25 protein-coding genes are annotated in these 20,098 nt (G+C 59.7%); 11 read left to right on the forward strand and 14 right to left on the reverse strand.

The annotated features are described in order from the left end of the window. Window positions 1-137: 137 nt before the first annotated feature. Complete coding sequence (locus KBY02_RS22580; RefSeq protein ID WP_003315122.1) at window positions 138-329, reverse strand: PLDc N-terminal domain-containing protein; 192 nt, start codon at window positions 327-329, stop codon at window positions 138-140. Between the two features lie 154 nt (window positions 330-483). On the opposite strand from KBY02_RS22580, the gene KBY02_RS22585 reads away from it, so the two are divergent. Continuing rightward, on the forward strand, window positions 484-1,410 hold the full coding sequence (locus KBY02_RS22585) for a ZIP family metal transporter (protein WP_225650771.1): 927 nt from the start codon (window positions 484-486) through the stop codon (window positions 1,408-1,410). Here the strand turns inward: KBY02_RS22585 and KBY02_RS22590 are convergent. Together KBY02_RS22590 and KBY02_RS22595 are read right to left on the reverse strand one after the other, a co-directional pair. Beyond that, complete coding sequence (locus KBY02_RS22590; protein ID WP_003405772.1) at window positions 1,407-1,925, reverse strand: hypothetical protein; 519 nt, start codon at window positions 1,923-1,925, stop codon at window positions 1,407-1,409. The genes KBY02_RS22585 and KBY02_RS22590 overlap by 4 nt on opposite strands. Before the next feature lie 100 nt (window positions 1,926-2,025). Continuing rightward, window positions 2,026-2,571, reverse strand: coding sequence for an ankyrin repeat domain-containing protein (locus tag KBY02_RS22595; protein WP_225650772.1), 546 nt, complete (start codon window positions 2,569-2,571; stop codon window positions 2,026-2,028). A 346-nt stretch (window positions 2,572-2,917) separates the two neighbouring features. Here KBY02_RS22595 and KBY02_RS22600 point away from each other — a divergent pair, with 346 nt between their 5' ends. After that, the gene (locus tag KBY02_RS22600; RefSeq protein ID WP_003315128.1) at window positions 2,918-3,196 is read left to right on the forward strand and encodes a DUF3509 domain-containing protein; all 279 of its coding nucleotides are present in this window, start codon (window positions 2,918-2,920) and stop codon (window positions 3,194-3,196) included. A 109-nt stretch (window positions 3,197-3,305) separates the two neighbouring features. Here the strand turns inward: KBY02_RS22600 and KBY02_RS22605 are convergent, their stop codons facing one another. The 6 genes from KBY02_RS22605 to aroC all read right to left on the reverse strand — a co-directional run bounded on the left by KBY02_RS22605 (window position 3,306) and on the right by aroC (window position 8,505). Further along, a complete protein-coding gene (locus KBY02_RS22605; RefSeq protein ID WP_054092445.1) occupies window positions 3,306-4,028 on the reverse strand; it encodes a helix-turn-helix transcriptional regulator in 723 nt (240 codons plus the stop codon). Between the two features lie 254 nt (window positions 4,029-4,282). Next, window positions 4,283-4,966 (reverse strand): acireductone synthase, encoded by a 684-nt coding sequence (gene mtnC / locus KBY02_RS22610; RefSeq protein WP_058399270.1) that lies wholly within the window; start codon window positions 4,964-4,966, stop codon window positions 4,283-4,285. 16 nt (window positions 4,967-4,982) lie between these two features. After that, window positions 4,983-5,528, reverse strand: a complete 546-nt coding sequence (locus tag KBY02_RS22615) for a 1,2-dihydroxy-3-keto-5-methylthiopentene dioxygenase (protein ID WP_011267284.1) — start codon at window positions 5,526-5,528, stop codon at window positions 4,983-4,985. 80 nt (window positions 5,529-5,608) lie between these two features. Next, window positions 5,609-6,223, reverse strand: coding sequence for a methylthioribulose 1-phosphate dehydratase (locus tag KBY02_RS22620; protein ID WP_003405783.1), 615 nt, complete (start codon window positions 6,221-6,223; stop codon window positions 5,609-5,611). Further along, on the reverse strand, window positions 6,220-7,383 hold the full coding sequence (locus KBY02_RS22625) for an MFS transporter (protein WP_011267283.1): 1,164 nt from the start codon (window positions 7,381-7,383) through the stop codon (window positions 6,220-6,222). Before KBY02_RS22625 ends, KBY02_RS22620 begins: the two co-directional genes overlap by 4 nt. A gap of 30 nt (window positions 7,384-7,413) precedes the next feature. After that, a complete protein-coding gene (gene aroC / locus KBY02_RS22630) occupies window positions 7,414-8,505 on the reverse strand; it encodes a chorismate synthase (protein ID WP_003405788.1) in 1,092 nt (363 codons plus the stop codon). A 141-nt stretch (window positions 8,506-8,646) separates the two neighbouring features. On the opposite strand from aroC, the gene KBY02_RS22635 reads away from it, so the two are divergent. Together KBY02_RS22635 and KBY02_RS22640 are read left to right on the forward strand one after the other, a co-directional pair. Continuing rightward, window positions 8,647-9,678: an alpha/beta hydrolase gene (locus KBY02_RS22635; RefSeq protein ID WP_011267282.1), complete on the forward strand. Its 1,032-nt coding sequence runs from the start codon at window positions 8,647-8,649 to the stop codon at window positions 9,676-9,678. 143 nt (window positions 9,679-9,821) lie between these two features. Next, entirely contained in the window at window positions 9,822-10,625 is an 804-nt protein-coding gene (locus KBY02_RS22640) for a hypothetical protein (protein ID WP_024642073.1), read from the forward strand. A gap of 89 nt (window positions 10,626-10,714) precedes the next feature. Here the strand turns inward: KBY02_RS22640 and prmB are convergent, their stop codons facing one another. Then, window positions 10,715-11,623: a 50S ribosomal protein L3 N(5)-glutamine methyltransferase gene (prmB, locus tag KBY02_RS22645; protein ID WP_003405794.1), complete on the reverse strand. Its 909-nt coding sequence runs from the start codon at window positions 11,621-11,623 to the stop codon at window positions 10,715-10,717. A 261-nt stretch (window positions 11,624-11,884) separates the two neighbouring features. On the opposite strand from prmB, the gene KBY02_RS22650 reads away from it, so the two are divergent. The 3 genes from KBY02_RS22650 to KBY02_RS22660 all read left to right on the forward strand — a co-directional run bounded on the left by KBY02_RS22650 (window position 11,885) and on the right by KBY02_RS22660 (window position 13,544). Next, a complete protein-coding gene (locus tag KBY02_RS22650; RefSeq protein ID WP_003315142.1) occupies window positions 11,885-12,475 on the forward strand; it encodes a cysteine hydrolase family protein in 591 nt (196 codons plus the stop codon). 148 nt (window positions 12,476-12,623) lie between these two features. After that, window positions 12,624-12,941 (forward strand): hypothetical protein, encoded by a 318-nt coding sequence (locus KBY02_RS22655; RefSeq protein ID WP_011267280.1) that lies wholly within the window; start codon window positions 12,624-12,626, stop codon window positions 12,939-12,941. Window positions 12,942-12,986: 45 nt separating this feature from the next. Beyond that, on the forward strand, window positions 12,987-13,544 hold the full coding sequence (locus KBY02_RS22660) for a Smr/MutS family protein (RefSeq protein ID WP_003405798.1): 558 nt from the start codon (window positions 12,987-12,989) through the stop codon (window positions 13,542-13,544). Window positions 13,545-14,267: 723 nt separating this feature from the next. Here KBY02_RS22660 and KBY02_RS22665 read toward each other — a convergent pair. Next, window positions 14,268-14,477, reverse strand: a complete 210-nt coding sequence (locus KBY02_RS22665; RefSeq protein WP_003343114.1) for a hypothetical protein — start codon at window positions 14,475-14,477, stop codon at window positions 14,268-14,270. 488 nt (window positions 14,478-14,965) lie between these two features. Here KBY02_RS22665 and folE point away from each other — a divergent pair, with 488 nt between their 5' ends. Together folE and KBY02_RS22675 are read left to right on the forward strand one after the other, a co-directional pair. Beyond that, entirely contained in the window at window positions 14,966-15,511 is a 546-nt protein-coding gene (folE, locus tag KBY02_RS22670) for a GTP cyclohydrolase I FolE (RefSeq protein ID WP_003343112.1), read from the forward strand. 73 nt (window positions 15,512-15,584) lie between these two features. After that, window positions 15,585-15,962: a glutaredoxin family protein gene (locus KBY02_RS22675; RefSeq protein ID WP_003405811.1), complete on the forward strand. Its 378-nt coding sequence runs from the start codon at window positions 15,585-15,587 to the stop codon at window positions 15,960-15,962. 21 nt (window positions 15,963-15,983) lie between these two features. Here the strand turns inward: KBY02_RS22675 and KBY02_RS22680 are convergent, their stop codons facing one another. Genes KBY02_RS22680 through KBY02_RS22690 form a run of 3 tightly spaced genes read right to left on the reverse strand, consistent with a single transcriptional unit; the run spans window position 15,984 to window position 18,209 of the window. Then, on the reverse strand, window positions 15,984-16,370 hold the full coding sequence (locus KBY02_RS22680; RefSeq protein ID WP_011267277.1) for a lysozyme inhibitor LprI family protein: 387 nt from the start codon (window positions 16,368-16,370) through the stop codon (window positions 15,984-15,986). A 30-nt stretch (window positions 16,371-16,400) separates the two neighbouring features. After that, complete coding sequence (locus KBY02_RS22685; RefSeq protein ID WP_003343108.1) at window positions 16,401-17,003, reverse strand: glutathione S-transferase family protein; 603 nt, start codon at window positions 17,001-17,003, stop codon at window positions 16,401-16,403. Window positions 17,004-17,042: 39 nt separating this feature from the next. Next, window positions 17,043-18,209 carry a PLP-dependent aminotransferase family protein gene (locus KBY02_RS22690; RefSeq protein ID WP_096136052.1) on the reverse strand — a complete coding sequence of 389 codons (1,167 nt, stop codon included), beginning with the start codon at window positions 18,207-18,209 and terminating at the stop codon, window positions 17,043-17,045. 82 nt (window positions 18,210-18,291) lie between these two features. Between KBY02_RS22690 and KBY02_RS22695 the strand changes: the two genes are divergently transcribed. Beyond that, complete coding sequence (locus KBY02_RS22695; RefSeq protein ID WP_003405819.1) at window positions 18,292-18,762, forward strand: MarR family transcriptional regulator; 471 nt, start codon at window positions 18,292-18,294, stop codon at window positions 18,760-18,762. Window positions 18,763-18,878: 116 nt separating this feature from the next. Next, the gene (locus KBY02_RS22700; RefSeq protein WP_225650773.1) at window positions 18,879-20,072 is read left to right on the forward strand and encodes a benzoate/H(+) symporter BenE family transporter; all 1,194 of its coding nucleotides are present in this window, start codon (window positions 18,879-18,881) and stop codon (window positions 20,070-20,072) included. Window positions 20,073-20,098 lie beyond the last annotated feature (26 nt).

Genomic DNA, 20,098 nt, shown 5'->3' on the forward strand with positions numbered 1-20,098 from the left:
CTACGTCGAGGAACATGACAGGTCGAACCTCTATGCAGCCTGGCGTGGCATTGCCGCTGCAAATGCCCGACGCATGAAACGAAAAACGCCTGATTACCCAGGGTAATCAAGCGTTATTTGCCCAGCGTCTGGACGTATCACATGCGTACATTGCCACGCGGCCCGAGGATAGCCCAGATGATCAGGCCCACCACGGGAAGCAGTACGATCAGCAATACCCAAAGGATTTTCTTGCCCGTCTCGGCACCGCTTTTCAAGACGTTGATGATGGCCCAGATATCGAGCGCCAGAATGATCAAGCCGACCAGGCCGTTGAAGCTAGAACCCATGGTGTTGCCCCTAAATTAAATGCTTACCCTCCTAGGATAGTCGCGCCGTTCGGGGGTTCCGTTGAACCAACCTTATATTCTCGGGCTCCCAGACGGGGTCGACTTTATATTTCAGTCACCATTGCTTCTCCCCTTTACAAAGGTAGCCCTATCAATGCCTACGCCCGCATCATCCCGAACGCCCTGGGCGGCCTGGTTAAACCAGCTTCAGGGCAGCCCGCTGGTAAGCCTGGGCTTCGCCCTCGCCCTGCTGATCGTCGTCGCCCTCGGTGGCATCAGCCTTTACAACGCCTTCTATGGCACCAGTCAGGTCAACTTCAATCACGCCCTGCTGGGCGGTATCGCGGGTTTTCTGGCGACGGCGCTAGGCGCAGTGATGGCGGTTGCCCTGCGCAACGTCTCGCAACGCGCTCAGGACATCATGCTCGGGTTCGCTGCGGGGATGATGCTGGCGGCCAGTTCGTTCTCGCTGATTCTTCCAGGCCTGGAAGCCGCCCGGGACATTACCGACAGCGGGCCGTGGGCAGCTGCGACGGTTGTCGCCGGCCTGGGGCTGGGGGTGCTTCTGATGCTGGGGCTGGACAGGTTCACCCCGCACGAACATGAAAGCGTAGGCCGCCAGGGGCCTCACTCGGATCGAATCAGTCGGGTCTGGCTGTTCGTGCTGGCGATCACCCTGCATAACCTGCCTGAGGGCATGGCGATTGGCGTCAGTTTCGCCAGCGGCGACATGAACGTCGGCCTGCCATTGACCACGGCCATCGCCATTCAGGACATTCCCGAAGGTCTGGCCATTGCGCTGGCCCTGCGCGCGACCGGCCTGTCGGCCTTCAAGGCGATGCTGGTGGCCATCGGTTCCGGCCTCATGGAGCCGCTGGGCTCACTGGTGGGCCTGGGCATCTCCAGCGGCTTTACCATCGCCTACCCGTTGAGCATGGGGCTGGCGGCAGGCGCGATGATCTTCGTGGTCTCTCATGAAGTCATCCCGGAAACCCACCGCAATGGCCATCAGACCTCGGCAACCCTGGGCCTGATGGGCGGCTTTGCGGTGATGATGTTTCTCGATACGGCGCTGGGTTAACCGCGCAAGGCTTGCAATGCAGGTGCGGCATGGATGCCGGCCGTTGCTGCCAGCTCGACTACGCGTGCTTCGTCACGGCCATACACCAGCACCGCTTGCAACTCGTCATCCAGTGGCTGGCTGAAGTTCATCAGCACATAGCCGCCCATCTCCTTGTTCATGCTGCTCAACTGAATCTGAATGCGATTGAGCGCGACCAGCGGCTCTACCTTGGCCAGTTGCCTGGGCTTGATGTTGAAGGTCACGTCCTTGCCAAACGACTGCACGATCTGCTCGAACAGGTCCATGTAGCTGTCGGCCTGGAACAGTACGGTTTCCGGCAGGCTGCCCACCACGACCCACTCGCCCAACGGGATCGGGAATGTATCGTCGTAGTTGATATCAGGGTTGGCCGCCAGAAATGCCTGCGGATCGGCATACGCCTGCGCGGCTTCATCGGCGATATGCACGATCTCATCGTCGCCCATGCAGCCGGAGCTGACTTTGCTGATTAATTCGACCAGTGAGTCTTTCATGGGGGCGATCCTGATAGCGGGCAAAAAAAGAGGCGCGAAGGATAACGGTAAATCCATCGCGCCTCTATGTGTTCATGCCTTGCGGTCAATGCACTCGCCGTCAGGACCGGGCTGGCTGCACGCCCATTTTGGTCAACTGCTCGATGGTGACGGTCGCGCCCATTGCCTGAGCGGCGCCCAGTGCAGTGATGCCCTTGGCATCGGTGGCATGCGGGTCCGCGCCCTGACTGATCAGGTAATCGACTATCTTGTTGCGGTTGAACATCGCCGCCATCATCAATGCGGTACGGCCATCAGCAGAGGCACCGTCTATATCGGCACCCGCCTCGACCAGCAACCTGACCACTGCCAGATCGCCCTTGAACGCTGCGCCGGCGATGGGGCTTTGGCCATTATCGTTGCGGATTTCAGGATCAGCCTTGTGGTTCAGCAGCACACGGACCGCATCCGCATGGCAGTGATAGCTGGCCAGCATCAGCAGCGTATCGCCCTTGTGGTTGCGCAGATCTGCCGGCAGGCCCTTTTCAAGCAGACGCTCGAGCATGACGGCATTCCCCTGGCGAGCCACATCGAATACCTGCTCGGCGAACTCGGCAGCTTCGTCTTCAGTCATGGTTTTCGAAGCGCTGATATCTGTATCGGTCATTAACTACTCCTTGGCGCACGGTACTCCGGGTATGCGTTGACCCGGCATCGATAAACACACTGACCTCAACTCTCGCCAGCTGTTCGATCAGCATCGATCCGCATGCGCAATGCCTGCTCATGATCGCCGCAATGCATGCAATCGCCCTTCTGCCCGATGCCCATCGTGCAAGAAACGGCAAAATGCAGGGCGCACGACGGGTGTTCATGCAAAATGCACGAAGCCTGAAAACAGGATATATTTCAACTTATTGATTTTAAAGGATTAAATTTCAGGGAAAGTCTGGCACAGACACTGCAATAGTACTTGCAAGCTTGTTATCCCATGAGCAATGGAGCCGCCTCACATGACTTTTATTCAAGAAAAATTCGCTTCCGTATTCTCCGACTACACCGTCACCACTCAGCCGCGTCCCGATGGTGGTGTTCTGTTGTCACTGCGTACCCAGGATGGTAAGCAGATCCGTCGCTCAGTCTCTTATGCTCAGTTGCACACTCCGGTTCAACTGGAGTGGGTAATCAGCGCCATCCGCCGTGACCTGGCTGCACAAGCCAGCGAGTTGCCAGCCATCTCGATGCTGCAAAGCCAGCACCGTTTTGATCTGCCGACTTATCACACACGTTGATTTGCCCGCCACCCTCTTGGGTGGCACCCGCTGTACGCTCTCTCATCCCTTGTTTGCCGCGATTACACTTTGTTCTCGCGGCTTTTTTTGCCTGCGTTTTGTCCGCCGACTATCTGATAAGGCCACGACACAGTGCTTCGCCCACCGCTTGTGCCCTGTTGGCAACGCCGAGCTTGGAGTAGATGGTCTTGAGGTGATACTTAACCGTCGACTCCGACACGTCGCGGATCATCGAGATCTCCCAGGCCGTCTTCCCGTCTCTGGCCCACTGCAAGACTTCCAGCTCACGATGGGTCAGACCGCGCGAACAGAACTTCAGACCCCGCGCGACACTGTGCAGCACTGGCATGAGACTGCTCATGAGGTACTTTTGTTCAGCGCTGATGGGCCGCTCCACTTCGCCCAGGGTACACACCGATGTCACGCTGTCAGCACCACGGCAATGATTGGTGTAGCCATAGGAGATGGCCGGAAGCAGTTCACAGGCATCGACCAGCTCGTCATAAAAGGCGGATACCGGGTATTGCCTGAACGCATCCTGCCAGTTCAGGAAGCCCAGTTGATTGCGATAACAACGGATCAACGGGTCTTGCGTGATCAAATCGTGCTGGCGGTAGGCATCGCCCCACGCTTCGTCGACGTTGGAGGTGATGAACGTCAGCAACAGCGGCCCCTTGAACTGAAAGAACATCGCGCGCTCGCTGTTGCATTCGCGCCGTAACCATTCGAGTGCATTTTCGATGGCGGTCTGCCCATCGAGCTCGCTAATCGTGCTCACCATCTGCTGTATCAATAAGTCCCTGGTTGCGCTTTCTGTCATGGCACTGCACATCGCTGCCGCTCCTTGTTCGCCCGTGAATCGGTACAGGTGTTGTCCGTGACCCCGTTGGCGATGGCGCAGAACTTACACGAATAATCACGTTGAAAAACGGCGAACAGAACAAACAGATTCAACGCACTTTCAACCCGGCAACAGCTCACCAGAAAGCAGGAAAAGTCCTACAGACGTAGTGCGTGAGCCTTGCGGCAGGCAGTTTTCAATGCAGCGGCATCAGGACGATGCCGCGCACAGCAGGCGGGAGTCTTCTAGAAAGCGGCTGGGTCGATAAGCGCAAAACTGGTCACATACCGGTGCCCGGCAAGTGCCCCGCCATCACGCGCAAGACCGCAGGTAGCCATGCCGGCGGCCTGTGCGGCATCGAGTTCTTCGACGATATCCGACAGGAACAGAATGTCCCCGGCAGGACAGTCCATCGCCTGGGCAATCGTCCGGTAGGACTGCGCTTCGCGCTTGGGGCCGGAGGTCGTATCGAAGTATCCGCTGAACAGGCCGGACAGATCGCCCGCCTCGGAACAGCCGAAAATCAATTGCTGAGCCTGAATCGAGCCCGAGGAATAAACGTAAAGCCGGTAGTCCTGTTGATGCCAGTGTTTCAAGGCATCGACAGCATCCGGATAAACATGCCCCTTTAGCTGTCCGGCGTTGTAACCCTGCTCCCAGACCATCCCCTGCAGGGCCTTGAGCGGTGTGGCCTTGCGGTCCTCGGCGATCCATTCCAGCAGGAGTGCAATGACGCGCTCGACATCGGCGTCCGGCTCACCGGCCAGGTCGCGCACCGCCTGCAACTGCTGCGCCACGGCCGGTTGCTCGGCATGTTCGCGAACGAATGCGGGCAGGTGCTTTCTGGCGAACGGAAACAGCACGTCGAAAACGAAACTCACTGCACTGGTGGTGCCTTCGATATCCGTGAGGATAGCTTTGATGGGCATCAGAATGGGGCTCCTGTCAGTCTTCCAGCCGTGGAAAACGGCCGGCAATGTCTTCACCGGTAAAGTTTGCTACCCAGCCTTCCGGATTATTGAACAGGCGGATGGCAACGAAGTGCGGGTTCTCGCCCATATCGAACCAGTGCCGCGTGCCGGCCGGTACGGAAATCAGGTCGTTCTTTTCGCACAGCACGGCATACACATAGTCGTCGATGTGCAAGGTGAACAAGCCCCGCCCGGCGACGAAAAAGCGTACCTCGTCTTCGCCGTGGCGGTGCTCTTCAAGAAACCTGGCGCGCAATTCGGCTTTTTGCGGGTGATCGCTGTTGAGACTGATGACGTCCACGGTGACATAACCGCGTTCGGTCATCAGCGTGTCGATCTGCGTGCGATAGGCGCTGATCACCTCTTCCTGACTGGCACCGGGAGTGATCGGCGTCGCGGCTTCCCAACGGTCGAACGCCACGCCGTGCTCGGCCAGTGTCGACGCGATGTCTTCCAGATGGGTCAGCACCTTGTTGGGCATATCAGGGCTTGAAACGTGATAAACGGACAGGCTGCTCATGCGTGAATCCTCGGTTTGGTGCAACGCCTTCCGGCTTTTACAGGCCGGTCAGGCTTACAGACTGGTTTGGCAAGACGTTGTCAGCGGTTCATTACCGCGCGCATTTTCAGTTCGCATTCGAACAGGAACTCGAACGCTTCGATCTGGCGCAAGGCGTCGCTCATTTTAGCCCCCCAGGTGTAGAGGCCATGACCGCGGATCAGGTAGCCGGCGCACTCGGGATGGGTGTCCAGCCAAGGCTGCACCTTTGCCGCGAGACGGGCAATGTCCTGATCGTTGTCGAAAATCGGTACCACGACCTGCGACTCGTGAGTGACCACGCCGCTAAAGGCCTTCTGCAGTTCGTAATCCTCGAACACCAGATGATCGGCCGTGGTCAGCCTCGACAACACGGTCGCGTTCACCGAATGGGTGTGCAGCACCGCGCCGACTTGCGGCCTGCAGCTGTACAACTGGGTATGCAGCAAGGTTTCGGCAGACGGCTTTTTACCGGGCTCCAGGCTGTTGCCAGCCAGATCGGTGGCCAGCACATCGTCAGGGCCCAACTGGCCCTTGTGCTTGCCGGATACGGTCAACAACGCCTCACTGGCAGAAAGGCGCGCAGAATAATTGCTGCTGGTGGCAGGCGACCAGCCACGGCCGTACAGAAAACGCCCGGCCTCAATGATTTCCAGGCTCAATTGTTCGCGGCTCATACACCTTCCTCTTTCTTGGGTGTGACAATCATGACGGCAGCGGCAAAGGCTGCAAGGCTGGCGATGGCAAAGGTCCAGGTCGGCCCCAGCGCGTTCCAGCTGTAACCGGAATACAGAGCGCCCAACGCCCCGCCGACCCCGGACAAGGCAGCATAAAGCGCTTGCCCCTGACCTTGCTGACGCGGACCGAAGCTACTTTGCACGAAATGAATGGCAGCGGCGTGAAAGCTGCCGAACGTGGCGGCGTGCATCACCTGGGCAATCAGCAGCGCGGTGAGGTGATCGGCAAACAGCCCCAGCAGCAGCCAGCGCAGTGCGGCCAGCAGAAAACTGGCGAACAGTACCTGGCGCACGGTGAAGCGCTGCAGAATCCGGCTCATGACCATGAACATCAGCACTTCAGCCACCACGCCGACCGCCCATAGCAGGCCGATCAGGCCGCGGCTGTAACCGAGCGCTTCGAGGTGCAGGGTCAAAAAGGTGTAATACGGCCCATGGCTGAGCACCATCAGCGCAACACTGAGGTAGAACGCCCATACACCGGGGCGCGCCAGTTGCCTGAGAAAGCCGCCCGACCCGGTTTCGCGGCTCGACGGTGAGGGTTGCGCATTCGGCACCCACCAGCTGCTGATAACGATACCGGACATGATCGTCAGCGCGATGTAGGGGAACAGGTCCAGGCTGAACCATTCAAACACCCGCCCCAGCACCACGACGGCCAGAATGAAACCGATCGAACCCCACAGCCGAACCTGGCTGTAACGCGAGGCCTGGCCTTGCAGGTGCGCGAGGGTGATGACTTCGAACTGCGGCAGGATGGCGTGCCAGAAGAACGCATAGAGCGCCATGACCATCGCCAGCCAGGCATAGCTTTTTTCGACCAGAATCAGCGAAAACGCCAGCAACGTGCAGATGGCGCCAGACCGCACAATGGTCAGACGCCAACCGGTGTGATCACCCAGCCACCCCCAGAGATTGGGCGCGACGCAGCGCATCAGCATGGGAATGGCGACCAGCTCGCCGATCCGTGCGCTGGAAAAACCCAGATGATGCAGGTAAAGGGCCATGAACGGCGCCGACAGGCCCAGCAAGGCGAAATAGCATACGTAGAACCCGGACAGCCGCCAGTAAGGCAGCTGTCCGCCGCCAGGTTGCGCCACGCTAGCAATCCGCAACCGTGACGGCGTGCATTACACCTGCCCCAGCACAGGTGTGTTGACGCTGACGTCGGCGTTCTGACCGCGATGGCGCAGCAGGTGATCGAGCAGAACGATGGCCATCATTGCCTCGGCAATCGGTGTGGCACGGATGCCGACACACGGGTCATGCCGACCTTTGGTGATGACATCGGCGGCGTTGCCATCGACATCGATCGAACGCCCTGGCGTGGTGATGCTGGAGGTCGGCTTGAGCGCCAGATGCGCGATGATCGGCTGGCCGGAGGAAATGCCGCCGAGAATGCCGCCCGCGTGATTGGACAGGAAACCCTGTGGCGTCATCTCGTCGCGGTGCTCGGTGCCGCGCTGGGCAACACAGTCGAAACCGGCACCGATTTCCACACCCTTGACCGCGTTGATGCTCATCAGCGCGTGCGCGAGCTCAGCGTCCAGACGATCGAAGATCGGCTCGCCGAGACCCGGCATTACCCCGTCTGCGACCACGGTGATTTTCGCACCGACCGAGTCCTGATCACGTCGCAGCTGGTCCATGTAGGCTTCCAGTTCCGGCACCTTGTCAGGGTCGGGGCAGAAAAACGCGTTGTCTTCTACCGAATCCCAGGTCTTGAACGGGATCTGGATCGGGCCCAGCTGGCTCATGTAGCCGCGAATGACGATGCCCTGGCTTGCCAGATACTTCTTGGCGATGGCCCCCGCAGCCACACGCATGGCGGTTTCCCTTGCCGAACTGCGTCCGCCACCGCGGTAGTCGCGGATGCCGTACTTGTGGTGATAGGTGTAATCGGCGTGGGCCGGGCGGAACAGGTCCTTGATCGCCGAATAGTCCTTGGATTTCTGATCGGTGTTGCGGATCAGCAGGCCTATGGACGCGCCGGTGGTCTTGCCCTCGAAGACACCCGAGAGTATCTCGACCTCATCGGCTTCCTGACGCTGCGTGGTATGGCGGCTGGTGCCCGGCTTGCGCCGGTCCAGGTCGCGCTGCAGGTCTTGCAGGTCCAGCTCCAGCCCCGGCGGGCAGCCGTCGACGATAGCGACCAGCGCCGGGCCGTGGCTTTCGCCGGCGGTGGTGACAGTGAACAGCTTGCCGAAAGTGTTGCCGGACATGCGGGCGCTCCGAAAAATCAGCCAAAAAACCAGATCGTTAAACCAAGCGCGCCAGTATACGCAGGCTCGCGGTTCAGTTCATCCTCGAACCTTCTGTCACCGCGTGCGTCCAAGCGTGACTCCCCCAATGATGGCCTTGCGATGTTATCCGGTATTTCCCTGCTTCGAGTTCCCAACGCGCTGCGTCTGCTGGCCCTGCCGATAACCCTGATCCTGAGCCTGGCCGCCGCAACCGCCAGCGCTGCGGCGCCCGGTACGGTGCAGCGGCCGATAAGCGTGGATACCGAGAACGGCAAGCTGTACGGCACGCTGCTCATGCCGCGTTCCGACAAACCGGTGCCGGTGGTGCTGATCGTCGCCGGTTCCGGCCCCACCGACCGCGACGGCAACAACCCGGAGGGTGGACGCAACGACAGCATGAAACGCCTGGCGGTGATCCTGGCCAGCAACAATATCGCCAGCGTGCGCTACGACAAACGCGGCGTCGCGGCCAGCAAGGCGGTCACGCCGGATGAACGCAACCTGAGCGTCGAGCGCTACGTGGCCGATGTGCAGCTCTGGGCCAGAGCGCTGAAAGCCAACCCGCGCCTGGGCCAGTTGATTCTGTTGGGCCACAGCGAAGGTGCGCTGGTGGCGACGCTGGCGGCTGAAAAGGTAGGTGCAGCGGCGCTGATTTCCGTGGCCGGCACCGGGCGACCGGTGGATCAGGTGCTGCGCGAACAGTTTCAGGAGCGCCTGCCACCGGACCTGCTGCAGCGCAGCGATCAGTTGCTCGACGAACTCAAGGCCGGCAAGACCGATGACAACGTGCCCGCCGAGCTGGAAGTGGTGTTCCGCCCCAGTGTCCAGCCGTACCTGATCTCGCTGTTCCGCCAGGACCCGGCGGCGGCTTTCGGTGCCTTGCACATTCCGGCGCTGATCGTTCAGGGTCGCAACGACATTCAGGTCGGTGTGGGTGATGCGCTGCTGTTGCAGAAGGCCAAGCCGGATGCACAGCTGGCCCTGATCGACGGCATGAATCATGTGCTGCGCATCGTCCCGGACGATTTGCAGCAACAACTGCTCTCCTACCGCAATCCGACCCAGCCGCTGGCCAGTGAAGTGACCGAGCGGATCCTGAGCTTCATCAAGGCGCTGCCTCACCCGGATGCCACACCCGGGAAAAAGATCTGACGCGCGTTAGTCAAAAGCCCTTCAGTCCTGGCGAATCTGGCCGATAGCGATTTGCTGGCCCTGTGTTCCGGCACCTTAGTGTTTCGGCACCTTTATGCCCCGGCGAACGTGCTCCGGGGCAAGGCCCAGGAAAGGACACCCTTATGACAGACGCAACTACCATGACTGAAACCCCCGCAGAACCGGCCAGCGCAGAAGTCGCAGTGCCGGTGCCCCCGCAGCCGTGGGAAGACGTTCTGCCCGAAAGCTTTCAGATGCTGCGTCTGTCGCCACTGCCCACCGACCGAGCCACAGGCGGCCGCCCCCTGCGCTTCGTACAGTTTGGCCGTGCCGAGCGGCACAGCAAGGCGTTGAGCCTGCTGCGCATCACGGTGCAATTGCCAGGTCAGCGGGTGCGCAAGGAACAGAACCATCTGGATATCTGGGCCGACCACGAAAAACGCATGGTGCGCTTCGGTCCCGAGTCAGGCTTGCAGATCGAGCCATGGAACCGCGGTATCGGACGCTTCATGATTGCTCATGCGGTGCATTGGGCGCAGAAAAGATGGTCTTCCTACAAGATTGAAGGCGTGGCGCTGGCCAGCAAGGACGGTCTGAACGAAGACACACGTCTGCGTCGCGATCACTTTCTGCGCACGCTGGGCTTTGAAGTGACGTATGCCGATGCCCAGCACATGAAAGGCGCGATCAAGGATGTACACGTTGGCAACCTGCACAGCACCTGGAACAACGACAAGGTGCAGATCATCGAGATTCTCGAAGCCTCGCAGATGCTGGAAAAGGCCGAGAAAAATCTGATCGAGCAGGAAGTGACGATTCGCCAGCATGAAGACCGGGTCAGCAAATACAAGCGTGAAGACAGCGGCCTGCGCTTCACGATTGCCTGCCTGGTGACCTTCGCGGTATTCCAGGCCGGGCTGCTGATCTGGATCGCAACGCACCGATAAGAGACGCGCCGATAAAGCCGATAAAAAAGGGAGGCTGATATCAGCCTCCCTTTTGTCTCAGCCTCAGCCGCTTATCGCGGCTGTTGAGCTCAAACCTTCGACTGGAACAGTGCCTGATGGTCGCGGCACTGTTCTGCCGTGAGCATGAACACACCATGCCCGCCGCGCTGGAAGTCCAGCCAGGCGAAATCGACCTCCGGGTACAGCGCCTGCACGTGCACCTGGCTATTGCCGACCTCGACGATCAACAGGCCCTTCTCGTTCAGATGATCGGCGGCCTGGGCGAGCATGCGGCGGACCAGGTTCAGACCGTCGCTGCCACAGGCCAGCGCCAGCTCCGGCTCATGCTGATACTCGTCGGGCATATCGGCAAAGTCTTCGGCGTCCACATAGGGCGGGTTGGACACGATCAGGTCGAAGCGCTGACCCGGCAGGCCGTCGAATCCGTCGCCCTGAACGGTGTAGACGCGATCCTCCATGCCGTGACGTTCGATGTTCTGATTGGCCACTTCCAGTGCGTCGTAGGACAGGTCGGCCAGGGCCACCTCGGCTTCGGGAAACACCTCGGCGCAGGCGATACCGATGCAACCGGAGCCTGTGCACAGGTCGAGAATCCGCGCCGGCTCGTCGGCCAGCCAGGGGGCGAAACGCTCTTCGATCAGCTCGGCGATGGGCGAACGCGGGATCAAGACGCGGTCATCGACAATGAACGACATGCCACAGAACCAGGCCTCGCCCAGCAGATAAGGAGTTGGCACACGCTCATCGATGCGACGCTTGATCAAGCGTTGCAGTTCGGATATTTCATCGACTTCCAGACGGCAATCCAGGTAGCTGTCGGCAATTTCCCAAGGCAGGTGCAGTGCGCCCAGCACCAGTTGCCGTGCTTCATCCCAGGCATTGTCGGTGCCATGACCGAAAAATACGTCTTCCTCGTGAAAGCGGCTGACGGCCCAGCGTATATGGTCGCGCACGGTACGCAGACGGGAAGTGATCATGGACAAACTCCTTGAAAGGCAACGAACTGCTGTAAGACGAGCCTCGGTGAACAGTCTGGTTACGAACAACGTGCATTCTTCGTACCCGATAGGCGGGGAAGTTTCCATGATTCGTCTACCGCCATCAAGGCAAACCGCCAGCCACCCCCTCCTGCAACTGCCCTGCAGGCCATAAAAACCGTGGCCTGCGATGGTTGCCATTCCCAGAACGCTTCAGCCAGAGGACAATGTCGCAAAAGCCCCACACCAAGGAGCCCGTGAATGTCCGATTTAAAGACCATGTTTCAACTCAGTGGCAGGGTGCATGCGCCCGCCCATCTGAGTAACGCGACGCTGATCATCATCGACGCGCAAAAAGAATACCTCCGCGGCCCGCTGGCCCTGACCGGCGTCAGAGAAGCCATGGCCAACATCGGCCGGCTGGTCGAGAAGGCACGTGCGGTCAAGTGCCCGATCGTTCACATCCGCCATCTGGGCACTGTGGGCGGCCCGTTCGACCCCCATGGCGAGCGCGGAGAACTGGTGCCGGAGCTGCTGCCGCAGGGCGATGAACATCTGGTCGAGAAGCGCCTGCCCAATGCCTTCAATGGCACCGGGCTGCATGAACTGCTGCAGAGTCTGGGGCACCTGGACCTGATCGTTTGTGGCTTCATGAGTCATTCGAGTATCAGCACCACGGTTCGCGCCACCAAGGACTACGGTTATCGCTGTACCCTGGTCGACGATGCCTGCGCAACCCGCGACCTGCCGAGCCCGCACGGCGTGGTCAGCGCAGAGGTCGTGCACCGAACCGAGATGGCAATCATGGCCGACAACTTCGCCACCCTGGCACTGACCAAAGATCTTGTCTGACGCGACACAGGCGAGGAAGCGTGTGACAGCGTTCACATAACCGCCCATCCTGTGCCGTCATGGATCGTCCCGGAGGCGGGAACCACCCCTCCTTCCCCGGGTCAGAGCGCCGATACTCCATTGAGCTGATACCTGTTGAGGAAAAGGCATGAAAACGTCAGATGGTTTCGATGCACGTCGCCTGCGCCCCAGGGGTCAGGGCAACTGGGGCAAACGCATCGGCACGCTGATCGCACTGCTCCTTGTGGTCGCGGGCCTGTTGCTGACGATTGCCGGTGTATCCAGCCTCACGGTTCATCCGCAGATGCTCGGTGAACTCAACGCCAGTCCCGGCGGCGCGGCGTTTGTCGCCATCGGCGGATTGCTGGTGCTGTACATGGGTGTCTGGCTATGGCGCCGCTGCCGTCGTCAGCGCAGTGCTGGCGGCTTGAGTATCTCTTCGCATCTGATGAAAAAACACAACTGACCCTCTCGCCGGACCGGTTAGAATGGCCTCCTTCGCGGAGGCCCCATGCAAGACGACGATTTTTCCCTGTTCAGAAGCGAGACACGTGGCGTCAAGCCGCTCAAGCATGAACACGCCGATGTCGGCAAACCCAAGACCGATCGAAAAATGCTGGCCCGCCTGCGCCAGTCGGCGACCTTGCGCACCGACTCGGTGACCGTCGACGGCTTGTCGGATCAATTCGTGATCGACGTCGGTCCTGAAGATGTTCTGAGCTGGTCGCGTGACGGTGTGCAGGAAGGTCAGATGCGCAAGCTCAAACTCGGGCAGATCAGCTTCGAGGGCAGCCTGGACCTGCATGGCATGAGCGTGGAAGTGGCGCGCGAGACGCTGTGGGAATTTCTGGCTGAAGCAACCCGTCTGGAAATACGCTGCGTACGCGTCACCCATGGCAAGGCGGTACGCCTGGACGGCAAGCGGCCGATGATCAAGAGCCACGTCAACACCTGGCTGCGTCAGCATTCGCAGGTACTGGGCTTTTGCTCCTGCCTGGCCAAACATGGCGGTGCAGGTGCGGTGTACGTGATCCTCAGGCGCACCATGATGGAAGGGCGCGACGAGTAGAACCCGCCGCGCCCTTCCAGTCAGTCAGACTCGTCGCCGGGCGGCATGTTGCCGCCCCGCTGGTGACTCAGCGACCCGGGCCAGGACCGCCAGGACCAGGACCACCGCCCTCATGATGCCCGCCACCGCCGCCGCCGCCATGTCCGCCCGGACCAGGCCAGAACGGCCAGCAACCGGAAACCGACGACAGTACAATCGCGAACAACGCTATTTTTGCTACTCGACTCAACATCCGGGTTTACTCTCTAGACAGGCAATGGATTGATGACCTGCCTACTCAGACCGCAATGGACACCGGAAGTGGGTAGCGATCTGGTCGCCAACGTGTAAGCGAGAGGATACAAAAGCTGTAAAAGCGGATTTTTCAGGGCAAACAAAACAACAGCCAGCCAGACACAAAAAAGCCATACGACTTTGGACCTGACTCAGGCGACTAACTGCCCTGACATAGCTATCGCAGGCCTTCAGAACCAGACCTTGAATGCAAGCCATGAAAAAACCAGAGCAAATACTGCACCGGATGCAGCAGACACCAGAACGTTTCGTGGTTCATGGGCAGGCATGTTGCGGACCTCGTTGCCCAACTGCTCGAGGTCTTCGCGCATCCGCTTTATGACTTGATCGTGACTCATACTCATCTTCTCTCGAAATGCCGATTCATGCGTTTCGTACACACTTTCGCTTGGTCCAGCCTGAATCTCAAGCGCTGCAAGTCGCTGTCCGCTACTGGATACTGGCTGCCTGGAGCTTGTGAATGAAAGCGGCAGCAGTAACTATTACGGTGATCAACCCACCAGCCGCCACGAATGGATAAAAGCTCGTTTCGCGCTGGAGCTTATTGGTCTCTGCGATCATTTTTCGTGCCTCAGCCACAAACTTGTGAACCTCAGCCTGGAGTTTCTCAAGTTCCAGCTCGTCCTTTTGACTCGGCATCCAACCTCCTATCAGACTCTGGCCTTAATCTCACAAGCCGCCTTCATGAAGCAAGGATACGCTTCAGATCTGCTTTGCAAACGCTTGAAAAAGCTACGGCATATGTCATTCCAGCACTCCAATCAAGGCAACAGAAACGCATGTCGGAGAGCCCAAGCCAAAACACATGCTCCCTGCATTCGCTTTTCTGCGACTCTGGAAAGCATCGGGCTATAGCGCAATGCCGGGCAAAGTCTAAAAACCGGTGCTGATTGCGAAAGCATTACGAGGCCACGGCAGTACAACTGCGAGCACACCTACGCTAACATGTGCCCAATCGCCGGGATAAACCCCGCTTTCATCGCCAATCGACGAGATCCGCAGGTTACGTATGCGCAATCGCCCAACTCCACTGGAGCGGGATCGGCAAACGGGACACCAGCTCGATTGGTAAAAAATCGGTACAGACCCAAACGTACCGCTCTGAAACCTATACGGAATCACCCTCTGTGACACTGGAACAGAATTACACCGCCATCCTCGGGCAACTGGGCGAGGACGTCTCGCGCGAAGGTCTGCTGGACACCCCCAAGCGCGCCGCCAAGGCCATGCAGTATCTGTGTCGCGGTTACACGCAGACCCTGGAAGAAGTGACCAACGGCGCGCTGTTCAGCTCCGATGCCAGTGAAATGGTGATGGTCAAGGACATCGAGCTGTACTCGCTGTGCGAGCACCATCTGCTGCCGTTCATTGGCAAGGCTCATGTGGCCTACATCCCGCAGGGCAAGGTGCTTGGCTTGTCGAAAGTGGCGCGTATCGTCGACATGTATGCCCGCCGTCTGCAGATCCAGGAAAACCTCAGCCGCCAGATCGCCGAGGCCATCCAGCAGGTCACCGGCGCGCTGGGCGTTGCGGTGGTGATCGAAGCCAAGCACATGTGCATGATGATGCGTGGCGTCGAGAAGCAGAACTCGGCCATGATCACCTCGGTGATGCTGGGCGAATTCCGTGAAAACGCGGCCACCCGCAGTGAGTTTCTCAGCCTGATCAAGTGATCGTTCAGCCTGCGTTCACCTGCCGTGAGGCACGCTGAACGCACGGCTGGGCACGCCACCGCCCGCAAGAGGTATGACCTTGTTCATGAAAGCGTTAAGAGTCGGCCTCGGCCAACTCGTCATCGGCATCGATTTCCTGACTCGCCCGAGCAGGAAGAAACGTGATCCGCAGGCCCAGGCGGCTGTCGCTGAAGCGGCTCAGAACCTGACGCTGTATCAGTTCCATGCCTGCCCGTTCTGTGTAAAGACGCGTCGCGCCCTGCGCCGCCTTAATGTTCCGGTCGCGTTGCGCGATGCGAAAAACAACGAGCTTGATCGCCAGACCCTGCTCAACGAGGGCGGCAGGATCAAGGTGCCTTGCCTGCGCATCGAGGAAGGTGACAAAACCGTATGGATGTATGAATCCAAGGTGATCATCGACTACCTGAACCAGCGCTTCGGCGCGATCTGACCGCCGTTTGCCCGGCGCCTCTCAGCGCGGGCAACCTTCCGCGCGACAGGCCACATAGGCTTGCAGCTGCTTCAGTCGTACGCGGGTCTGCTCGGCCAGGCATTGCGACTGCAGCAAGGGCCAGATAGAGCCTGAATCCTCGGGCTTGCCCGTCTGATACAGGCAATCGGCGTCACGCAGGGCTATCCACTTTCGTTGCGCATCCTTGAGTGCCTGCTTTTTCGCCGGGGTCTTCAACCACGCCATCTGCGCGTTGTACTGCTTGTTGAGATCGGCATCGAGCGCTGCCTGCTCATTGGCAGCGCAGCGGTTCATGCTGGCCTGATTGGCGTCGCAGTCCTCGGCCTGGGCCGAGCAGCCGATACCCAGCGCAATGAAAGCACCCAGCAGTACGATTGGAACGCGCATACATTTCCCTTTGTTCAAATGACGGATGTGTCAGTCCAGCATACCGATATAACCCGGCTGTGCCTTGACCCGATCCAGCCAACGGCGGATCCCGGTGTAGGGTGCCAGATCGAAACCGCCCTGATGCGCGACGTGGGTGTAGGCATACAAGGCAATGTCGGCGATGGAAAAATTCTCGCCGACCAGAAACGGCGTACGGTCGAGCTGCTGCTCCATCACCGCCAGTGCGCGATAGCCGGCCTTCTGCATGGCGCGATACTCGGTCATGCGTTCGGCCGGCAAGCCCAGATAGAACTGGATGAAACGGGCCACCGCAACCGACGGCTCATGGCTGTATTGTTCGAAGAACTGCCACTGCAGCACCTGGGTACGCAGCCTGGGTTCGCTCGGCAGGTACGAAGAGCCGTCAGCCAGAAAGTTGAGAATCGCATTGGACTCCCACAGGCAAGTGCCATCTTCCAGCTCCAGCACCGGAATCTTGCCGTTGGGGTTCTTTTCCAGAAACGCCGGGGTCTGGGTTTCGCCGTTGAGAATATCCACCGGCACCCACTCGTACTCGCTGCCCAGCAGGTTAAGCATCAGCTTGACCTTGTAGCAGTTGCCCGAGTTGTAATCGCCATAAACCTTGTACATCAGACTGCTCCCTTGCTGCGTCTATGTTGACGTCTTGAATCAGGCGGCTTGCAGAAGGTGTGCTGCGCGGACCACCGACGCCAGTCGTTTTATACCCTCATCGAGCCGTGCAGGGTCGATATGGCTGAAATTGAGCCGCAAGTGACCGTGATTGGCGTCCGGATCGGCAAAGAAAGGTTCGCCCGGCATGAACGCCACATCGTGCGCCAGCGCTGTATCCAGCAAGGTGCGCGTGTCCAGCGGCTGCTTCAGCGTCAACCAGAAGAACAGTCCGCCTTGCGGGCTGTTCCAGGTGGCCAGGTCGGAAAAATGCGTTTGCAAGGCACTTTCGAACGCATCACGACGGCCCCGGTAAAACTCGCACAGCGTCACCAGATGCTCACGATAGTGCTCAGTACCAATCCACTGCAAGGCCTGCCACTGGCCGAGGCGATTGGTATGCAGATCGGCCGACTGTTTCAGACGCAGCAAGTGCGGAAACAGATCGGGGCTGGCGATCAGATAGCCGACCCGCAGGCCTGGCAGCAGCGTCTTGGAAACCGTACCGGTGTAAATCCAGCTGGCCGTCTTCAAACCGCTGACGATCGGCCTGGCACTGTCGCCGTCAAAGCTCAGTTCACGATACGGCTCGTCCTCGATCAAGGTGACACCGAACTCGTCGAGCAAGGCCGCAACGGCATCGCGACTGGCCTGGCTGTAGCGCACCGCCGAGGGGTTCTGGAACGTCGGGATGAGGTAGGCGAAGGCGGGCTTGTGCTGTTCCAGACGCTGACGCATGGCGAGCAGATCCGGGCCTTCGGCCTGCAGCGGCACGGTGATGCAGTCGGCGCCAAACAGCTGGAATATCTGCAGCGCCGCCAGATAGGTGGGCGCCTCGAGGAGAATTTCGGTGCCTTTGTCGATGTACAGCTTGGCCGCCAGGTCCAGTGTCTGCTGAGAACCGCTGACCACCATGACCTGACGGGCATCGCAGTCGATACCCAGGGCGCGAGCATCGGCGGCCAGCGCTTCGCGCAGCGCAGGTTCGCCCTCGCTCATGCCGTACTGGCCCAGCGCAACAGGCATGTCGGCCCACTCCACTTTGGGCAGCATCGACTCGGCGGGCAGACCACCGGCGAACGACATCACTTCCGGACGCTGAGCGGCGGCGAGGATCTCGCGAATCAGAGAGCTTTTCAGACGGGAAACGCGTTCGGAGAAAGCCATGGCAGTTACCTGTAGCCGAGACAATTGGAAATACGTCAAACTGATTGACTCAAATTACGACGATCAACCCGGATACGTCAACATGCTTGACCTTAAAAAACCTGCCAATCAACAAATGGCCATGGAAGCCTTCTTCTTCGGCTATCAGGCATTCACTGCCAAGGCTGATGAAATGCTGGCCAGACGCGGCTTCAGTCGCGTGCACCAGCGCATCGTCTTTTTCATCGCCCGTTACCCCGGCCTGAGCGTCAAGGAGCTGCTCACCGTATTGGGCGTCAGCAAACAGGCCCTCAATGCTCCGCTGCGCCAGCTGATCGCCATGAACCTGGTGCACAGCGCGGCCCCCGAAAATGACAAGCGCAAACGACTGCTGGGCCTTACCGATGAAGGTGCCCTTTTTGAACAGGGCTTGCGTCGCGAACAGGTCAAACTGCTGCAGCGGGTGTTCGCCGAAGCGGGTCAGGATGCCGTGGACGGCTGGCTGATGGTCAATCGGGCGCTGGGGCAGACCCTGCAGTCCGGCGCTTGCCCGGCCGGGGCTGACGCCGAGTAAACGCCACGGCTGCAACTGTGCTGGCGTTTACTCGTGTCGCTGTATTGCAAGGCCGGGCAGCCATGCGTTTAGGCTTGGCGCCCTTTGCTACCTGCCCGCTTCAAGGAACGCCCAGCATGAACCAATCCCTCAAGGTGCCATTGCGCCCGCTGACAGACTCATCGCCGTCGGCGGTGGTTGCCGGTTTCATCGCCATGATGACCGGCTGCACCAGTTCGCTGGTGCTGATGTTCCAGGCGGGCCAGGCGGCAGGGCTGAGCAGCGTGCAGATTTCATCCTGGCTGTGGGCGCTGTTCATGGGCATGGCGGTGTGCAGCATCGGCCTCTCGCTGCGCTACCGCATGCCGATTACCGTGGCGTGGTCGACACCCGGCGCCGCCCTGCTGATCACCAGCCTGGGCGGTGTCAGCTACCCACAGGCCATTGGCGCATTCATGACCAGTGCGCTGTTGGTGATTCTGTGCGGAGTGACCGGGAGTTTCGAGCGCATCGTGCGGCGCCTCCCAGCCTCGCTGGCCGCGGCCTTGCTGGCAGGGATTCTGTTCCGGATCGGCAGCGAGATCTTTATTGCCGCACAGCACCACACCAGCCTGGTGCTGGGCATGTTTTTCACGTACCTGCTGGTCAAGCGCCTGTCGCCACGCTATTCGGTGCTGCTCGCGCTACTGGTCGGCATCGGCATCTCCGGCCTGCTGGGCTTGCTGAACTTTGATGGCCTGGCGCTGGAAGTCGCCATGCCGGTCTGGACCACGCCCGAGTTTTCATGGGCGGCGACGGTCAGCATCGGCATTCCGCTGTTCGTGGTGGCCATGACCTCGCAGAACATGCCCGGTGTGGCCGTGTTACGGGCCGACGGCTACTTCCCGCCGACCTCGCCGCTGATATCGGTGACAGGCCTTGCCTCATTGCTCACAGCGCCATTTGGCTGCCACGGGATCAATCTGGCGGCGATCAGTGCCGCCATCTGTACCAGCCCTCATGCCCATGAGGACAAATCAAAACGCTATACAGCGGCGATCTGGTGCGGGATTTTCTATGCAATAGCCGGCATTTTCGGTGCAACCCTGGCGGGTCTGTTCAGTGCGTTCCCCAAGGAACTGATGCTCTCGATTGCCGCACTGGCGCTGCTCGGATCGATCATCAGTGGCCTGACTGTTGCGATGGCCGAACCGAGGGAGCGCGAACCCGCCTTGATCACCTTCATGGTGACCGCTTCGGGACTGACGCTGTTCTCCATAGGCTCGGCATTCTGGGGCATCGTCGCGGGCTTGCTGACCTTGCTGATCCTCAACGCACGCAAGACCGACTAGTCCAGCCGCCAGCAGCACGACAGAGA

The organism is Pseudomonas sp. P129, assembly GCF_020312195.1.
GTDB classification, from domain to species: domain Bacteria; phylum Pseudomonadota; class Gammaproteobacteria; order Pseudomonadales; family Pseudomonadaceae; genus Aquipseudomonas; species Aquipseudomonas fragariae.

Excerpts from the sequence above, each read along its gene's own strand:
- mtnC (WP_058399270.1), bottom strand. The coding sequence starts at position 4,966 with ATGCCCATCAAAGCTATCCTCACGGATATCGAAGGCACCACCAGTGCA.
- aroC (WP_003405788.1), bottom strand. The coding sequence starts at position 8,505 with ATGTCCGGCAACACTTTCGGCAAGCTGTTCACTGTCACCACCGCCGGC.
- KBY02_RS22615 (WP_011267284.1), bottom strand. The coding sequence starts at position 5,528 with ATGAGCAGCCTGTCCGTTTATCACGTTTCAAGCCCTGATATGCCCAAC.
- KBY02_RS22675 (WP_003405811.1), top strand. The coding sequence starts at position 15,585 with ATGACCTTGTTCATGAAAGCGTTAAGAGTCGGCCTCGGCCAACTCGTC.
- KBY02_RS22620 (WP_003405783.1), bottom strand. The coding sequence starts at position 6,223 with ATGAGCCGCGAACAATTGAGCCTGGAAATCATTGAGGCCGGGCGTTTT.
- KBY02_RS22695 (WP_003405819.1), top strand. The coding sequence starts at position 18,292 with ATGCTTGACCTTAAAAAACCTGCCAATCAACAAATGGCCATGGAAGCC.
- KBY02_RS22655 (WP_011267280.1), top strand. The coding sequence starts at position 12,624 with ATGAAAACGTCAGATGGTTTCGATGCACGTCGCCTGCGCCCCAGGGGT.
- KBY02_RS22685 (WP_003343108.1), bottom strand. The coding sequence starts at position 17,003 with ATGTACAAGGTTTATGGCGATTACAACTCGGGCAACTGCTACAAGGTC.
- KBY02_RS22605 (WP_054092445.1), bottom strand. The coding sequence starts at position 4,028 with ATGTGCAGTGCCATGACAGAAAGCGCAACCAGGGACTTATTGATACAG.
- KBY02_RS22590 (WP_003405772.1), bottom strand. The coding sequence starts at position 1,925 with ATGAAAGACTCACTGGTCGAATTAATCAGCAAAGTCAGCTCCGGCTGC.
- prmB (WP_003405794.1), bottom strand. The coding sequence starts at position 11,623 with ATGATCACTTCCCGTCTGCGTACCGTGCGCGACCATATACGCTGGGCC.
- KBY02_RS22665 (WP_003343114.1), bottom strand. The coding sequence starts at position 14,477 with ATGCCGAGTCAAAAGGACGAGCTGGAACTTGAGAAACTCCAGGCTGAG.
- KBY02_RS22635 (WP_011267282.1), top strand. The coding sequence starts at position 8,647 with ATGTTATCCGGTATTTCCCTGCTTCGAGTTCCCAACGCGCTGCGTCTG.
- KBY02_RS22700 (WP_225650773.1), top strand. The coding sequence starts at position 18,879 with ATGAACCAATCCCTCAAGGTGCCATTGCGCCCGCTGACAGACTCATCG.
- KBY02_RS22690 (WP_096136052.1), bottom strand. The coding sequence starts at position 18,209 with ATGGCTTTCTCCGAACGCGTTTCCCGTCTGAAAAGCTCTCTGATTCGC.
- KBY02_RS22660 (WP_003405798.1), top strand. The coding sequence starts at position 12,987 with ATGCAAGACGACGATTTTTCCCTGTTCAGAAGCGAGACACGTGGCGTC.
- KBY02_RS22600 (WP_003315128.1), top strand. The coding sequence starts at position 2,918 with ATGACTTTTATTCAAGAAAAATTCGCTTCCGTATTCTCCGACTACACC.
- KBY02_RS22680 (WP_011267277.1), bottom strand. The coding sequence starts at position 16,370 with ATGCGCGTTCCAATCGTACTGCTGGGTGCTTTCATTGCGCTGGGTATC.
- KBY02_RS22580 (WP_003315122.1), bottom strand. The coding sequence starts at position 329 with ATGGGTTCTAGCTTCAACGGCCTGGTCGGCTTGATCATTCTGGCGCTC.
- KBY02_RS22585 (WP_225650771.1), top strand. The coding sequence starts at position 484 with ATGCCTACGCCCGCATCATCCCGAACGCCCTGGGCGGCCTGGTTAAAC.
- KBY02_RS22595 (WP_225650772.1), bottom strand. The coding sequence starts at position 2,571 with ATGACCGATACAGATATCAGCGCTTCGAAAACCATGACTGAAGACGAA.
- KBY02_RS22650 (WP_003315142.1), top strand. The coding sequence starts at position 11,885 with ATGTCCGATTTAAAGACCATGTTTCAACTCAGTGGCAGGGTGCATGCG.
- KBY02_RS22640 (WP_024642073.1), top strand. The coding sequence starts at position 9,822 with ATGACAGACGCAACTACCATGACTGAAACCCCCGCAGAACCGGCCAGC.